This is a genomic window from Emticicia fluvialis (genome assembly GCF_024793945.1).
Lineage (GTDB): Bacteria > Bacteroidota > Bacteroidia > Cytophagales > Spirosomataceae > Emticicia > Emticicia fluvialis.
Window position 1 is genome coordinate 121,373 of sequence record NZ_JANUSD010000003.1, and the last position, 15,526, is coordinate 136,898.

Annotated in this window: 19 protein-coding genes and 1 riboswitch; of the genes, 9 read left to right on the forward strand and 10 right to left on the reverse strand. The window is 44.9% G+C overall.

Going from position 1 to position 15,526, the window contains the following annotated elements:
* Nucleotides 1–74: 74 nt before the first annotated feature.
* Nucleotides 75–488, reverse strand: a complete 414-nt coding sequence (locus NZ848_RS04360; RefSeq protein WP_259014509.1) for a hypothetical protein — start codon at nt 486–488, stop codon at nt 75–77.
* A 279-nt stretch (nt 489–767) separates the two neighbouring features.
* Nucleotides 768–860: riboswitch (TPP riboswitch) on the forward strand.
* Between the two features lie 77 nt (nt 861–937).
* On the opposite strand from NZ848_RS04360, the gene thiM reads away from it, so the two are divergent.
* The 4 genes from thiM to tenA are packed head-to-tail and all read left to right on the forward strand — an operon-like array spanning nt 938 to nt 3,836.
* On the forward strand, nt 938–1,729 hold the full coding sequence (gene thiM / locus NZ848_RS04365) for a hydroxyethylthiazole kinase (RefSeq protein WP_259014510.1): 792 nt from the start codon (nt 938–940) through the stop codon (nt 1,727–1,729).
* A 1-nt stretch (nt 1,730) separates the two neighbouring features.
* Complete coding sequence (thiE, locus tag NZ848_RS04370) at nt 1,731–2,366, forward strand: thiamine phosphate synthase (protein ID WP_259014511.1); 636 nt, start codon at nt 1,731–1,733, stop codon at nt 2,364–2,366.
* Nucleotides 2,363–3,199 carry a bifunctional hydroxymethylpyrimidine kinase/phosphomethylpyrimidine kinase gene (gene thiD / locus NZ848_RS04375; protein ID WP_259014512.1) on the forward strand — a complete coding sequence of 279 codons (837 nt, stop codon included), beginning with the start codon at nt 2,363–2,365 and terminating at the stop codon, nt 3,197–3,199. Before thiE ends, thiD begins: the two co-directional genes overlap by 4 nt.
* Entirely contained in the window at nt 3,186–3,836 is a 651-nt protein-coding gene (gene tenA / locus NZ848_RS04380) for a thiaminase II (protein WP_259014513.1), read from the forward strand. Before thiD ends, tenA begins: the two co-directional genes overlap by 14 nt.
* A 78-nt stretch (nt 3,837–3,914) precedes the next feature.
* Here tenA and NZ848_RS04385 read toward each other — a convergent pair whose 3' ends face one another.
* From NZ848_RS04385 to NZ848_RS04395, 3 genes are all read right to left on the reverse strand, one after another.
* Nucleotides 3,915–4,760 carry a DUF4261 domain-containing protein gene (locus NZ848_RS04385; protein ID WP_259014514.1) on the reverse strand — a complete coding sequence of 282 codons (846 nt, stop codon included), beginning with the start codon at nt 4,758–4,760 and terminating at the stop codon, nt 3,915–3,917.
* A gap of 153 nt (nt 4,761–4,913) precedes the next feature.
* Nucleotides 4,914–5,768 (reverse strand): DUF4261 domain-containing protein, encoded by an 855-nt coding sequence (locus NZ848_RS04390; protein WP_259014515.1) that lies wholly within the window; start codon nt 5,766–5,768, stop codon nt 4,914–4,916.
* 176 nt (nt 5,769–5,944) lie between these two features.
* Nucleotides 5,945–6,685 (reverse strand): hypothetical protein, encoded by a 741-nt coding sequence (locus NZ848_RS04395; protein ID WP_259014516.1) that lies wholly within the window; start codon nt 6,683–6,685, stop codon nt 5,945–5,947.
* Nucleotides 6,686–7,448: 763 nt separating this feature from the next.
* Here NZ848_RS04395 and NZ848_RS04400 point away from each other — a divergent pair.
* Entirely contained in the window at nt 7,449–8,189 is a 741-nt protein-coding gene (locus NZ848_RS04400) for a sulfite exporter TauE/SafE family protein (protein WP_259014517.1), read from the forward strand.
* Nucleotides 8,190–8,269: 80 nt separating this feature from the next.
* On the opposite strand, the gene NZ848_RS04405 is transcribed toward NZ848_RS04400, so the two are convergent.
* From NZ848_RS04405 to NZ848_RS04425, 5 genes are all read right to left on the reverse strand, one after another.
* On the reverse strand, nt 8,270–8,638 hold the full coding sequence (locus NZ848_RS04405) for a hypothetical protein (RefSeq protein WP_253524707.1): 369 nt from the start codon (nt 8,636–8,638) through the stop codon (nt 8,270–8,272).
* A 164-nt stretch (nt 8,639–8,802) separates the two neighbouring features.
* On the reverse strand, nt 8,803–9,210 hold the full coding sequence (locus NZ848_RS04410; RefSeq protein ID WP_259014518.1) for an Hsp20/alpha crystallin family protein: 408 nt from the start codon (nt 9,208–9,210) through the stop codon (nt 8,803–8,805).
* A 47-nt stretch (nt 9,211–9,257) separates the two neighbouring features.
* Nucleotides 9,258–9,479 (reverse strand): heavy-metal-associated domain-containing protein, encoded by a 222-nt coding sequence (locus NZ848_RS04415; protein WP_253524713.1) that lies wholly within the window; start codon nt 9,477–9,479, stop codon nt 9,258–9,260.
* Between the two features lie 32 nt (nt 9,480–9,511).
* Nucleotides 9,512–10,330, reverse strand: a complete 819-nt coding sequence (locus tag NZ848_RS04420) for a universal stress protein (protein WP_253524716.1) — start codon at nt 10,328–10,330, stop codon at nt 9,512–9,514.
* Between the two features lie 14 nt (nt 10,331–10,344).
* The gene (locus NZ848_RS04425; RefSeq protein ID WP_256503988.1) at nt 10,345–10,476 is read right to left on the reverse strand and encodes a hypothetical protein; all 132 of its coding nucleotides are present in this window, start codon (nt 10,474–10,476) and stop codon (nt 10,345–10,347) included.
* 62 nt (nt 10,477–10,538) lie between these two features.
* Here NZ848_RS04425 and NZ848_RS04430 point away from each other — a divergent pair, with 62 nt between their 5' ends.
* The gene (locus tag NZ848_RS04430; RefSeq protein WP_259014519.1) at nt 10,539–11,348 is read left to right on the forward strand and encodes an SDR family NAD(P)-dependent oxidoreductase; all 810 of its coding nucleotides are present in this window, start codon (nt 10,539–10,541) and stop codon (nt 11,346–11,348) included.
* A 395-nt stretch (nt 11,349–11,743) separates the two neighbouring features.
* Nucleotides 11,744–11,893 carry a hypothetical protein gene (locus tag NZ848_RS04435; protein WP_259014520.1) on the forward strand — a complete coding sequence of 50 codons (150 nt, stop codon included), beginning with the start codon at nt 11,744–11,746 and terminating at the stop codon, nt 11,891–11,893.
* 144 nt (nt 11,894–12,037) lie between these two features.
* On the opposite strand, the gene NZ848_RS04440 is transcribed toward NZ848_RS04435, so the two are convergent.
* Nucleotides 12,038–13,861: an asparagine synthetase B family protein gene (locus tag NZ848_RS04440; protein WP_259014521.1), complete on the reverse strand. Its 1,824-nt coding sequence runs from the start codon at nt 13,859–13,861 to the stop codon at nt 12,038–12,040.
* Nucleotides 13,862–14,276: 415 nt separating this feature from the next.
* On the opposite strand from NZ848_RS04440, the gene NZ848_RS04445 reads away from it, so the two are divergent.
* Together NZ848_RS04445 and NZ848_RS04450 are read left to right on the forward strand one after the other, a co-directional pair.
* Nucleotides 14,277–14,432 carry a hypothetical protein gene (locus NZ848_RS04445; protein ID WP_259014522.1) on the forward strand — a complete coding sequence of 52 codons (156 nt, stop codon included), beginning with the start codon at nt 14,277–14,279 and terminating at the stop codon, nt 14,430–14,432.
* 192 nt (nt 14,433–14,624) lie between these two features.
* A complete protein-coding gene (locus NZ848_RS04450) occupies nt 14,625–14,777 on the forward strand; it encodes a hypothetical protein (RefSeq protein ID WP_259014523.1) in 153 nt (50 codons plus the stop codon).
* The last annotated feature ends 749 nt before the right edge of the window (nt 14,778–15,526 follow it).

Genomic DNA, 15,526 nt, shown 5'->3' on the forward strand with positions numbered 1-15,526 from the left:
GGTAGAATTTAAGATTAGTAAATAATACGTTTGCTTAAAACAAAACACTCATTACTTCCTACAATCATTGATAATTATATTCTTTTTGCTCTAACCATTCTGCTGCTGCCTGTAACTCCGCCGTCATATAGTTGTAATACCTGATTGTAGAAAAGTCCATAATCCCCACCGCTATCTAATAAATTAAATTCAATTGCAGTACCTTTCTTTCTTAAAAGAAATCTACTATAAAACGGTTCTGTATACATTTTGCCTTCTAAATTAGTTAATTTGAAAACAATTTTATTTTCTCCAATACTAATAATTTCAATTATTACTTCGGGTTGCCTAGGGTCAACTGCCTCGGTTTTCGTATCCACTACAGTTTCATAGACCCGATATTTACCCACCACCTGTACCGCCAAATCGGTTTGGGGCTCAGGTTCAGCAGTTGGTTTGCCACAGCCAAAAAATGCAAAGGCCAGCAACAGCAGTAAAAGGTTTTTCATGCCACAGGATTTGAGATTAGTGATATGTAAAAATAGATATATTGGCTACAATTTGCAAGGGTTGAAATTGCTGTGCATCCTTTTTTAGAAATACTTTTAATTAAAATAAGAATTAAATGAGAAAAAGTCATCAAAATTTCTGTACGCGAATCAGTAGGGGTTCAATATTTTGAACCCCTACTGAGATAGGCTATCAATTCAAAATCCAACAGCGTACTAAAAGTTCGCCCCACAATCCCCAACCATAATTTGCCATTCCCCTCAAAAGCCTTATCTTTGCCACGGCTTTAGGGGTATTCTGTATAGAATTGAGAGAGTCCCTTTGAACCTGATACGGTTGATACCGACGTAGGGAAAAGCGAATAATATATAGCTGCACAGCGCATATCTTATCCACTTTTTTTTCAAAGCTTTCTCGCCCGGGCCATTGTATCCTAAAATTCCGAACAATGGAAAAAACCCTCTGGAAACACATCCAGACTGTCCGCACACAGTCGCCACTGGTACACAACATTACCAATTTCGTTGTCATGAACAACACCGCCAACGCGTTGCTGGCTGTGGGGGCGTCGCCCATTATGGCACATGCCCACGCCGAAGTGCAGGATATGACCCGTATCTGCCAGGCATTGGTTATCAACATCGGCACGCTAGACCAATACTGGGTGCAATCAATGCTTCTGGGTGCTCAGCAGGCACAAAAACTCAACAAACCCTGGGTACTTGACCCCGTTGGCGCCGGAGCTACTCCCTACCGCGACAGCTCTCTGAGCGAGTTACTCTCTTATAAACCAACCGTTATTCGCGGCAATGCCTCTGAAATACTGGCACTGGCACGCGCCAACACCACCCCAACTAAAGGGGTAGACAGCACCGCCGAAAGCAACGAGGCCATTGATGCCGCCCAACAAATAGCCACCGAATATGATACCCTGGTGTGTATATCCGGCAAGACCGATATCATCGTCAGCAAAGACAAGCGCATTTACCTCAACAACGGCCATGCCCTCATGACCCGCGTTACGGGCCTGGGTTGCTCGGCCACTGCCGTTATCGGTGCGTTTATAGCTGTTATTGAAGACAAAACCGAGGCATTGACAGCCGCTATGGCTTTGTTCAGCATTTGTGGTGAACTGGCCGCCAAAAAAGCAAAAGGCCCTGGCACTTTGCAGGTATTGCTGCTTGACAAGCTCTTCAACATAACCGAAAAAGAGTTTTTGCAAACCATCAAACTTTCCTGACATGGCCGGGCATCCGCAGTTTCCGTATGCTTTATATCTGGTAATTTCAGAAGCCGCCTGTGTGGGTCGCAGCTTTCTGACAGTGGCAGAACAGGCCATTGCCGGAGGCGTGGAGATTATTCAGCTGAGAGAAAAAACGCTGCCCACGCCCGCTTTTATAGAAAAAGCCCTGCAACTGAAAGAAATAACCGAGCGCTACGGCATACCGCTCATCATTAACGACAACCTGGCTGTGGCCAACGCGGTTGGGGCTTTTGGGATACACGTAGGGCGGAGTGATACTCCGCCAACAGAAATCAGAAAAAAATGGGGTACGCAATTACAAATCGGCTATTCGATAGAATACCTGAGCCAGCTGGATACCGCAGAAGCTGAAACGGCCGACCATTACGGCATCAGCCCCATTTTTGCCACGCCTACCAAAACTGATACCGTTACAGAATGGGGGCTGGAAGGCCTGCGGCACATCAGAAGCCTGACCGACAAACCCCTCATAGCCATAGGCAGTATTAACCAAACCAATGCTGCCGCCATTTGGCAGGCCGGAGCCGACAGCCTGGCGGTGGTGTCGGCCATTTGCGCTGCGCCGCACCCCGAAAAAGCGGCTTACGAATTACGAAACCTGATTTTGAAATGAAGCAAAAATACACCTATTCATCTGCCCTCACCATTGCCGGGTTCGACGGCAGCGGTGGCGCAGGCATTCAGGCCGACATCAAAACCTTCTCGGCGCTGGGTTGTTACGCTACATCGGTACTTACCGCCCTGCCGGTGCAAAATACACAGGGCGTGCGCAGCATTTACCCTATACCCTATCAGGCGGTGGCCGGGCAGATAGAAGCCATCATGGACGACATCCCCCCGCGTGCCATCAAAATCGGCATGGTGCATACCGCAGAGCTGGTACATACCATTGTTGCCACCTTGCAGAAATACCCTGCCGTTCCGTTGGTGTTTGACCCCGTAATGGTGGCCACCAGCGGCCACAAACTGATAGAAGACGCCACCATTCAGGCCATTATTGAAAAGCTGTTTCCGCTGGCTTCGGTTATTACACCCAACATGGACGAGGCCGCCATTCTGGCTAATATGCCCATTAAAACGCTGGACGATATGTACCTGGCCGGAGAAAAAATACTGGCTCTGGGCTGCAAATCGGTATTGCTGAAAGGCGGGCATCTTGATTTACCCGTTATTACTTCGCTGTTTTTCGACGGACAGGGCAACATCCTCCCGTTTGAGTTCGAGAAATTCGCTACCAATAATACGCATGGTTCGGGTTGTACGTTGTCGTCTGCCATTGCGGCTTATCTGGCGCAGGGCAATGGCCTGAATGAAGCCGTAAAACTCGGGCAGACTTACGTGCATAAGGCCATCAGGCATGGGGCAAATGTGGCCATCGGTAAAGGCAATGGCCCGCTGAATCACTTCTTCAATCCTCAAAAACTGATTAAAAATGAAATGGTCTGACAACGCCTGGCAAAACATAGCTCCGGTGTATGAATCTATTCTGCAAATGCCCTTTATTCAGGAACTGACCAACGGCACCCTGCCGCTTGAAAAATTCCAGTTTTATCTGATGCAGGATTCCCTGTACCTCGAACATTTCGGCAGGGCGCTGGCCATTGTGGGTGCCAGAGCCAATGCCATACCCGATATGCTGGCGTTTTTCCGTTTTGCCGAAACCACCATTATTGTAGAAAACGCCCTGCACGAATCTTACTTTAAAGATTTTGGCGTTGATACCAAAGATAACATACAACCAGCCTGCCACCACTATGCGCATTTTCTGAAAAGCACCTGCGCGCTTGACGCCGTTGAAGTTGGCATGGCAGCCGTGCTACCCTGCTTCTGGATTTACAAAGCCGTTGGCGACTACATTTACGGGCATCAGCAAAAAGAAAATAACCCATATCAGAAATGGATTGATACTTATGCCGGAGAAGAATTTGGCGTGGCCGTACAGGCAGCCATTGATATATGCGACAGAAATGCGGCGCAAACAACAGACGCCATCAGGGCTAAAATGACAGAAGCCTTCGCAGCATCATCCCGGCTGGAATATGATTTCTGGGAAGCAGCCTACCTTAACCGCCGGTGGAAATAGCCGCGGCGCGCCGCAACCGTGCCAAACCAAATATGCTTATGCAAAAGAGTCTGGCACGGTTACAAACAGCTTAAAACCCTAGTAATTAGGTATAACGGTTACCACCTGCCGGGTAGGTTCTACTTTTGAAGCCTCATATCTGGTTTTCCATACCGGGTTTTTACCAATACCCTGCACGGTGGTGTTGTCTCTGATAAAATCGCCGGTGTCAACCACGTAGTAAGCCAGCATATTCAGCATACCTGCTATTTCATGTGCTTCGTACTTACGAAACGAACACTGAAAATCAGCAATACCATACGCATGCAGGCCAAGGGTATCCATCAGTATTTCTCCGTTGCTCAGCTCAAACAACCTGAAATTCATCGCGCCCTCCAGAAACTCCGGCTCCTGCGCATCGCAGGCCTCCATAAATTTCGTCGCATCCAGCAGTTTATTACTGTTTCTGTAATATACCACCTGTGCACCGGTAGCCTGCACCACGGCACAAACCAGGGTATTAAAAAACTCTAGCCTTGCCTGATGCGGCAAACCTTTAGACATCAGCTCGGTAACACTTACCTGATACCTGCACTTTTTCATGGCGTCTTCAGCACCAGACCACTGTATCGAATCAGCAATGGCATCTTTATACTTATCCAGGTCAATTTCAACGTCTGTATTTAAAACAAGCCCTTGTGCCGGTACGTTTACGCCGTTAAAATCTGTCATAAAATCAGGGAATGCAAATGCCGTTGTGCCGTCAATCTGCAAGGGCTCAACGTTGGCAAAACGTTGTTTCAGTTCAGCCAGAATAGCATCCGGGTTTATTTCAGGTTTGTTTTCATAAAAGAGGCTTACAAACTGAATAGCCGGTTGGTTAGGTGCAATACTTTGCGGAGTAGTCTCAGCAGATTTCTTCTTAAAAATGTCGAATAGTCCCATTATTGTTGGTTGTTATGGTTAAGTTTCCGGTAAAACTAATCAGAAACGTTTATCCACACAATTCAGTAACAATAAATAAGAAATTCTTAACGAACCATCACAAATTGCAAGCCTGGCAGGGCGCATTCAGTACAGGTGCGGCCATAACCACCATCAGGCAGGTAGCAGCTTAATTACCAGTCTGTCAGGCCCGTTTGATGCTTGTCCCAGCCGGGTTTTCCAGCTTTCGTTTCTGCCCTGCGCTTTAAAGAGGTCGTTATCACTGATAACCCGGCCACTTTCCAGCATTTCATAAGCCAGGTCGGTCAGAGTGCCTGCCATGCCAGCCGGTTCAAGTAAGCCGGGCAGGCATTCAAAGTCTGGCAGGCCCAGAGCATAAAGCCCGAGGGTATCTGCCAGCACCTTTCCATCTGCCGTCTGCATCAGGCGCACGCTCATGGCGCCGTATAAAAAAGCAGGTGGTTCATGGCTCAGGGCGTTCAGAAAATCACCGGCATCCACCAGTTTATGGCTATGCCTGAAATAAACCACCGCAGGCTTACAGGCACTGATAACCACCCCGGCAAACTTCTGAAAAAACTCCAGCCTTATGGCCGCAGGCAGGTTTTCCGGCATCAGTTCTTGCAGGCTTATTTCGTAACGGCAATTTTGTATTTCAGCGGCGGCGTCTGGCCAATGCCAGGCATGGTTTGCGGCGTTTATATATTTTTCTGTGGCTGCTTCGGTTACCTGAGGCATAATGGCCGCTGCGGCCTTCATTGGTCCGCGGTTGGTGCCTGTGGTGTATTCGGGCATAAAATCCACACTGAAGCTACCGTCTGGCGCCAATTCAACGTTTCCGAAAACCGTCTTCAGCTCTGCCAGTAGGTGCGGGGTATTAACATGGGGTTTATGCCTGAATAAAAGGTGAATGATTTGAAAGGATGGCGCATAAGCAGGTAGGTAGCCTGACCACTGGTGCGATAGACTGTCGGCCGATTTCGTATAAAAAAAATCAGAAAAACTCATACAAATAATAGGTAAAAAGCTAAAGGGTAAAGGTTTTTTCTTAAATAGTAGAAACAGCTTTGGGCAGGCTTTGTTTAAACTTAAAGCCGAAATTCAGAAAAAAACCAGCTAATTACCTGCAACCGCCAAAGCTCACAGGCAGCGCCCTGCCTGAACCGGGGCGTTAAATGGTGTTGTCAGGCGCTTTCGTTCATAAACTTCAGGTGTTCGCGGGCCAGTTCACGCATGGAATCAAACCGCCTGTACACCCACGACGATTTCGATTTCAGACCCTTTTGCCTGGCACGGGCGTAGGTTTTAAGGCTCAGGTCGCTCAGGTCGGTTATTTTCCTGATAATCCCCCATAATTTAGTATCTACAATGGCACCTACCACGCAATCAACGGCTTCTATATTTTTATCAAGCTGGGTGTCGAGAATCTCAAACAGGTCGGCATCTTTATGAGGTTTGTAGTAGAGGTACACCAAAGCTGTAATGATTTCTTCTGCCGAATCAGACTCCAGATACTCATGTACCTGCCTGGGTTTAAGCTGAACCCCCAGATGAACAACCGTCTGGCCGTCTTCTCGCTGACCCGATGGCCTGATGAGGCTGTCCAGCCCGGTCTGGCTGGCCTGCCTTACTGCCTCTTTAGTGCTACCCAGGCCTTTAATTAACACTGGCAGCACCAGCGGCAGGCTTACTACCGGCGCATGGGCAAGCAATTTGCCCAGGCATACAAAGGCAATGGTTTCAAGCTCGGGGTCTTTTATCAGTTTCAGAAACAGGTTCATATTACCCAGGCTGTTTTCGTTGCTGAGCGCCCTGTTAAGCAATGCAAATTCTTTTTCCCTGACCGACCCCGACTTAAGGATAAGTTTTAATCCGGAATCGAAAAGCGGTTCGCCGGAGTCTGCTGTTGATAAATTATTATTCATTCTAAAATTGGTGTGTGTTGGCCTGACGGATATTAATATTTAAAACAGCATCTGTAAATCAGGCGCATATACCAAAAATTACAAGCAGATAATGCCCTGGTATAGTTGCATGAATTCAGATTGTTATAAATTATTGGTTTTCAGACCTTACAAAAGAAGTATCAATCAAATAGCTATTATAGGGTTTCAGCAAATGTAGTAAAAACGTAATTTGAACTGCCGTATTACACTGCCTGACAAATCTGGTAACACGACATCAAAACTGAAAAACAAAGACAAGCATACGCAACTACTCACCGGGCCTTGTCTTCAAAAAATCACCCGGATTGGTGCAGAGAACAATTCAATCTCAAATAGTAATTATCAACGGTATTTGTATTCAAAGCCGAGCAGGTATTCACTCCTCTCTTTGGTTTACTTTGTTATTTGTAAAACAGGCCATCAGCCGGTTTAAAATCAAAATCACCAGCCACATTGCCGGTACCTGACGCTCATTGGCTATCGGCAGGATTACCCAGAAACAACGCCGGATAGCTTTATACTTTATATTCTTTCTAAATTAAAGAATTTTAACAATAATAAGCATATTTTTTTACTTCATGTTTGTTTTTTGAAAAAAATTCTTGCAACATTTGCAAACTTTTTTAGTCACAGCAAAAAAATCTTAAAAAATCAGGATTTTGTCCTGATTTTTTTTCTTTTCATCGTTATAAATCACAAAAGCATCGCAATTACCAGTTATTAACCAACAAACCTGCCGTGCATGAATTACGCTCCCGGCTTCCTTTTTTATTTCCTAACCCTGCTTGCTGAAATAATCGGAACCATAGGCGGCTTTGGTTCTTCGGTATTTTTTGTACCTATCGCCAATCATTTTCTTAGTTTTCATCAGGTGCTGGGCATATTATCTCTGCTGCATATTTTCAGTAATCTTTCAAAAATTGTACTTTTCAGAAAAGGCTTCAATAAATCTATTTTTCTCAAAATCGGCATCCCCAGTATCATCTTTGTAATTATTGGCGCCTATTTTTCAAAGTATGTCAATACCAGCATAGCTAATCTGTTGCTGGGCTTGTTTTTGTCGCTTTTTGCAGGGTTGCTGATTTTAAAGCCCGACTTCGCTTTTAAACCCACATTGGTAAATGCCGTTATAGGCGGTGGGTTGTCTGGGGGGATGGCCGGCTGGCTTGGCACGGGCGGAGCCGTAAGAGGCCTGGCGCTGGCCTCATTTAATGTACAGAAAGATACTTTTCTGGCCACTTCGGCCCTTATTGATTTTATGGTAGACCTAAGCCGTTTCGGCGTATATAGTTTTCAGGGATATTTAACCCGCGATATGCTGTGGCAGGCGCCTGCATTGCTGGTTATCAGCTTTACTGGCTCATGGCTGGGTAAAAGGCTGCTGAACCACATTCCGCAGGAGCCATTCCGCAAGTTATCGTTATGGCTTATCCTGCTCATAGGCGTCTACAGCCTTATACAGTATTGGGTAGATAGGCAATAAGTGCGCGTGCGCAGTGTGCGGCTGCTTAAACAGGTATGGGAGAGGCGTTGAGCAGCCTGCCTGCTTAGCTGGTGGCTGGCTCAATAAAAGGTAACGGCAGTTTTTCTGACAGCCAGCGACGACAGAAACCCTCTGAAATTACCCTTGAAAACCTCATATTTTTCAATCAGGTTGTTGATTTCTTCTTTCAGGCGGCAATAGTGGCTTTCGGGCAGGGTTTCTTCATTGGTTATCAGCTCAAGCCCTTCCTGCAGGTGTTTCGACTGATGAAAGAAATACTGAAAATGGTTGAAGAAAATACTGGTGCGGTCGTCATACTTATGGGTCAGAATCTGCTCTGCCTGTAACGATGCCAGCAGGCTTAGCATAAAGTCGTTGTCTTCGGCCATCAGCTCCAGTTCTTTCTGCCAGAGCTTCTGTTGCGGGTGTTGGCTTGCAGTGCTTTTCATAGCGGTATTGTTGTTTGGTGTTTGTGCGTATAGATGCCCACAAAGGTAATGGCCAGGCCTGTTTTAAAACATGAGCAAAGCCAAATGCCACCTATGATAAAACTCATAAAAAAGGCAGAGCAAACCCTGCCCTGCCTTTCAACGCTAACATTAAACCTCTATAACTATACAATTGCTACAGTCTTTTTCTTATCTGTTTTTTCTTCTGCCTGCCGGGGCAGGGTTACTTTCAGCACGCCGTCGGCGTAGCTGGCCGCAATTTTATCGGTGTCTAATCCTTCAGGCAAAATAAACTGCCTGCTGAACGACTCAAAACTATATTCTTTTCTGTAATACTTGCCGGTGTCGTTTTCTGTGCTGCTTTCTGCCTGCCCTGTCACCGTCAGTAAACCATTATCTACCTCTAGTTTAAAACCTTCTTTTTTTATACCCGGCGCAACAATATCCATTTCGTAGGCATTTTCTGTCTGTTTGATATTTATAGCCGGAACGTTGTCTTTGTGTAGCAAACCTGAAAAGAACGAATCATCCTTAAACAAATCTGCAAGCGGATTTTTCACTAACGATTTCATACATTTAAAGATTGAAAAATTAAAAAAATTACAGCTGCTGTTAATACTTATGCCACAAAAGCCACCTTATAACCCAGGGCTGCCAGTGTGGCGGTTATGCTCTCGGTATCGGTAAAGTCTTCATGCTCTACTTCTACCCAGTGTTCGGCGGGGTTTACCTGCACCTGCAATACGCCCACCAAAGCCATCAGCTTGTGCTTCAGGGCGGTGGCGGTTTCGGCATTGTTCAGGTTATTGCTTACCCATATTTTATCTGTTACTGCATTCATGGCTATCGGTTTGTTATCATGGCGGTTTGTTTTCAGGCTATGGCTATCAAGGGCAGCCCGGTTCTGAAAACCAGCTCTTCGGTATTAGATACCGTCAGCCAGCGTTTCAGCCAGTTGTGCTGTTTCGGAAACACCACCAGCAGGTCGGCTTTATTGGCATGTGCATGGCTCAGAAAAGTATCTGTAAAGTTATCACCCTGGCTAATGTCTATTACGTGCGGGTACTCATGCAGCATTTCGCGCAGCCTGGTAGTAACCTCTTTCACCGCCGGAGCCTCAGGGTCTTTAACCACCGTAAAAATGGTTATTACAGCCTTAAAGGCCTTCAGCCGGTCTATCATCTGTTGCAGTGCTACGGCATCTATCTTTTCGTTCACATCTATGCCCACATACACGTTTTCATAAGGCTTAAAACCTGCCTTGGGCGGCACAAACATGGTGGGTACCGTTACTTTGCCTATCATTTCGCTGGCTACATTCCCAATCACCTCAGAGCTCCTCGGCAATTGCCCTACGGTGCTCATCAGCAGCAGGTCTGGTTTAAACCTGGCGGTTGTTTCGGCAATTACATCTGCTGCCAGGCCTACCCTGTTAACAGGCTCTATATAAACTGCGCCTTCGGTTAGTCTGGTTAATCTGGCTGCCAGGCGTTTCAGCCTTGCCTGATAATAAAGCTCAACAGATACGTCTTCTACAGGCATTACCTGAAGGTCGGGGTTGAATGTATAGGAAGGATGCGAGGCGTGCAGCAAGTAAAGCTCTGCCCCTGTTTGTGCTGCCAGTTGTGCGGCATAGCGGCAAACCTTAGAGGCTGCTCTTGAAAAGTCGGTTGTGCAAATTATCTTTTTCATGTCGGGCTTTAAATTTACACCACAAAATTGCCACACAAATACCATTCATAACCTGACACCAGACAGCCGCATATATGATTCCGGTCAGGTCTGTGCCTGATATCCCGCACTTGTCGGGCATCATCCGGCTTCATGATTTTACTCATAATTTTTATACGCCGGCTTTCGTTGCTTTGCCCCGCGTTTATCATTCAATCTTATCAGCTTTATGAACAACATCATTCAGGATTTATTCGGACTACAAAATAAAACGGCCATTGTAACCGGTGGCGCTATGGGTATAGGTAAAGGTATTGCCACCAGGCTGGCATTAGCCGGGGCGTCGGTATTGATTGCCGACATCGTAAGTGAGCAGGAGGCCGCCCCTACCGTAGATGGTATCAGGCAGCAGGGTGGTAAAGTGGCCTATATACAGGCCGACTTAAGCAATACTGCCCTTTTACCGGGTATAGTAAAGGCCGCGGTTGATACTTTTGGCGACATTGATATTCTGGTGAATAACGCTGGGATTTTTAAATACATGCCCATTACTGAACTGAACGAAGACCTATGGGACAAAACCCTGAACATAAACCTGAAAGCAGTGGCGTTTTTGTCGAAGGCTTTTATTAATACACTCATTGAAAAAAAACATGGCGGCAAAATAATTAACATTTCGTCTATTGACAGCCTGAAACCAACCGGAAACCTGGCTCAATACGATGCCTCTAAAGGTGGTGTAAGAATGCTGACCCGCTCTTTTGCCAAAGAAGCCGGCAAATATGGTATTACCGTAAATGACATTGCACCGGGCGGGGTAAATACCCCGGGTGTACAAAAAATAGCAGGCGACAACCTGCCCAAAGAGCAACTGGAGGCCATGCAGGCCCAGACAGCGCAGTTTATACAAACCCTGCCGCTGCAACGCATAGGCGAGCCTGACGACATTGGCAATGCGGCGTTGTTTCTGGCCGGAAAAGCATCTGACTACATAACCGGAAGCACCATTGTGGTAGACGGCGGCCTGCTTTTAATGTAAGCAATAAAAAAAAGCAAAGCCTCCTTCTCTGTTTTGGAAAAGGAGGCTTTTGCTTATGGCGTAGTTATGCATAAAGGCAGGTATTTTACCTGAACCAACTGAATTAGATTATACAGCACCGCCTGATAATTAATCAATAATAACTAGTAAAAAATAACTAGTTGTGTAATTAAGCAATAAAATAAAATACCTAATTTTAAGGAGTAATTTAGTAACAACGCCGGACAAACCTACCGGCTTCATAACAAGCGTATAAACTGTAAGTCAAAAACCTTATTCTTTTCGTAAGATAAACACCGTATATACCTGTGCAGGTATAGATTTTAGCAACCAATTATAGCCAATATAAATTTCCAGGTTTTCCGAATTATTTTAACTTATAACCACCAAAAAAAATGAACTTAGAACAGGCCAAAACCAGTCATGAGTCACCAGCCATGAACCCCAAAAAGAAATGGGTAAAACCGCAAATGGAGGTACTCAAAGTTAACAGTGGAATTGTAATCCTTCCGATTGAAATAATGGGGATTCAGGGACCAAGTTAATTTAGCAGCAAGAAATAAATAAACTTAAACACTCGGCATACTTTATGGCATGAGTGTTTTTTTTTGCTGCCACCGTGCTAAAAAAAACTTTAGCAGGTAACTTAAACAACATTCGTTCAGGTTTAAATAATTATCTACCCCCATTTAATTTGCTTTTGCAGGCATATATTTGTTAACAAAGTAGTCTATGTAGTAATAATTAAGCCTCATTAACATATCCATCAGGTCGGCATCTGGCGCCAGCCGTTTATCGGGCAACATCATTTGCAGAGGGTCTGTAACCTGGTAAGTCTTCAGGTCTTCAATGTTCTTTTTCTTCCAGTATTCGGCAAATGCCAGTGTCATGGCTCCGCTAAACTTGGGTTGCAGCCTTACAGCATCGGGCAGTATATCTTTGCACATATTTCTGAAAAGCGCACGGTTATAAGTAGCAGGGGCAAACATTTCTACAGGCAGGCTGTATGCCAGCCTGACTAAACGTATATCGGCCATCGGATACACCGTTTCCATGCCATGTGTTAGGGCATAAGCACCTTCTGACTCTGTCCGGTGGCAGGTATGCGGGCGGGTTATCTGTTCTTTAAACCATTTTTTAAATGTAGGATAAAACAAAAAACTTTCGTCTTTCAGCTGCTGATGCCAGGGGCTGTCGGCCCGTAGCAGGTTTCTGCCCTGCTGTATTTTATCATAGCCCTTTACAAGAGACCCCCGCCATCTGGCCCGCAGGTAATCAAGCATTCTTTTGGGGCCGCGTAGCGGATATTTCATAAAGAACCTGATTATAGCCGGAATATCAAAATTCCCGAAATAATCATAATAATAGTTACTTCCGGAGCATGATACCCCTTCGTCGCCCGGGAAACCGCTCATCATCACACCCACGTTATCGGCCGAGGCCGTCTTGAACAGCGAATCCTGCCACAGGCAGTCAGAGTTGGCAAACCCACCCATTACCAAATCGGTGCGCTCCAGTTGCTCGTATACATCTTTAAAATAAAAATCCTCTATTTTATGATGATTCTGCGGCAGCAAGCCGGCATAATCAATAATGGCTTGTTGTGTTCCCTGTTCGTCAATACCCCTCTCTGAATACGGCCGTGTTTTGTCAGACAACACAAATGAGTACGTATGCAGGCGTTGTTTAGGGATGTTTCTGGAAAGCAAAACCGCAATGGCCGACGAATCTAACCCACCGCTTAGCTGGCAACCTACATTTTTGTGTGTTCGGGCGCGGCATACCACTGCTTCGGTAAAACGCCTGTTGAGCTCTGTATACAATTCGGCCTCGTTCCTGAAACCCGATATATCCTCGGCCTCCAACTCCCAGTATCTCGCGGTTTCATACACTCCCCTTGTCGTATCTGCCAGCGCATAGTGTGCAGGCAAAAACCGGTGTATATTCTCAAAAAAGGTGGGCGCATAATCCTGCACATAATTTTTAAGCTCAATGGCTATGTAGCGCTGGTTCAGCACAGGTGTAATAACTGCCTTGATGGCCTGCATGGTGGTTGAAAAAACCAGCTTTTCGGCATCCTGATAATAAAACAGCGGCCTGATACCCAGTTGGTCTTTAGCCATAAAAAGCGTGCGGGTGTGGGTATCCCATACCACAAAAGAGAAGTCGCCCACGATATGCTTCACACAGTCTTTACCAAACTTAATATAGGCTTCCAGCAGATACGTATAATCGGTAAGGGTTTCGCTCAGGCCTAGCTTTTGTGCCAGTTCAGGGCGGTTATCCAGCCTGCAAGTAGCCACCAGCACGTAGCGTTCATTGCGGCAAAGCTGGGTTTGCCCAACCGATTCGGGCGTAATAAACACTATATCATTGGCTAAAACCGCCTCTGCCGATTGATAATCAACATGGGCGTCGGCCTTGAAGAATTCCATGCTTTTCTGCATCTGATGGTAGATGCCGGTAGCGTCAAAATCAGATGAAAGGCTTATGCAGCCCCAGTAGTGACTCATTGTATATAGGTTGTGACTTGTTAACTAAACAGCGCGGCAATTTAGATATATTTACAGGATTGTGCAGCCAGACAAACCAAAAAATGAGTAAGCGGTGTTATAAAACGGCTTAGCTTCCTTAATATTTGAATGGCTTACTTTATGCTCAGTTACTTCTATTTTTACGTTTAAAAGCCAACTGTTGCCGCTCAATAAGTTTTTAATTGTTTGTTAATTTTCCGCTTCCTAATTTTTTGAATTTTTAAAACCATTTCGCATTTTTACGCCCCGGTACGCTTAAGAAAACTGCTGTGAATGTTTAATCCACTCAATCACTCTTTCTTTCTACCGCAAATACTTATTTAGTCGTCAATGGCTGATTGACGGCTACATGGGCACGCACAATTAATAATTAACAGAGAATCTACCCAAAAAAATGAAGACCGTACACGCACAAAAAAACAACTACACAACCAATACTCCTGCTAAGAAAAAATGGCAAACACCCGGCATGCAGATCATTGTTTTGAGGAATGGGAATTATCCCGGTCCATTTGAGTTTGAAAATTTATATGAAGCTCCATTTTCATAATTTTCAATAATTCATAAAAATGAATCTTTCATCAGGCAGAGCTTCTGTCGGATTCCTGACTATGAAAGTACTGGTCTGGAAAAGGTGTGGCTTGCTGAATCCAATTTCTGTATTCATCCATCTCCATTTTTCAATTACCAGCTAATTCGTTACGTAAACCAACAACATTAACTTATAATCTACCAAAAAAAAATGAAGAAAGAACCAACCAAAAAACACAACAAAATAGCTAATGCTAGAGGAAAGAAAACATGGATAGTACCCAAAATGAGGATTTTGGCTGTCAATAATGGAAGTATAAGAGATATTAATGAAAGTGGAATTTATAACAATGATCTTTCATAAACTTTAAAAATTTATTCTGGCATAATAAACCGGGGCTAACTCAAAAGTTTTTGGTCAGCCCCATGCCTGACTATGAAAGTACTGGTCTGGTAAAGGTGTGGCTTACTGAACACAGTTTCTGTATTCATCCATCTGTATTTTTCAATTACCAGCTAATTCGTTACGTAAACCAACAACATTAACTTATACTCTACCCAAAAAGAAATGAAAACCGTACACACCACTAAAACTCCTGCTAAGAAAAAATGGAGAACACCAACAATACAGAAAATTACTTTGAAAAGTGGCTCTCGCCATAATTACAGGGAAGAGTCTGATTACACCGATCAAATATCCTAGGAGAGTTGATAAGTTTGCAACAGACATCTTATATTCTAAAACTTAAGCGAAATTTAAAAAAAGAGACTGCGTCTCAAAACAACCTGCGAATTACATTTCAAAAATCCGGCAGCGTCTCTGCCGGATTTTTAATTACGTCTTTACAACCATTGCGAAAAGTCTAATTTCTATCTGAAGCATCAAAACAGCATTTTCACTTTTGTTATACAAGCTGTACCGATTTATCCCACGGCCACTCTCTAAAATAAACACGCCCAATGGCCTTGAAAACCCTTTACTTTTCAGCATCTTTGCATAGGCGCTTCCGGCATCAAATAGAAGGTTTCAGACTTGACTCATTCCTCATCCGGGGCTTTAACCAAAGGCTTTCAGAGAGAGCTAAACTGATAAAAATCAAAGCCCTTCCTACC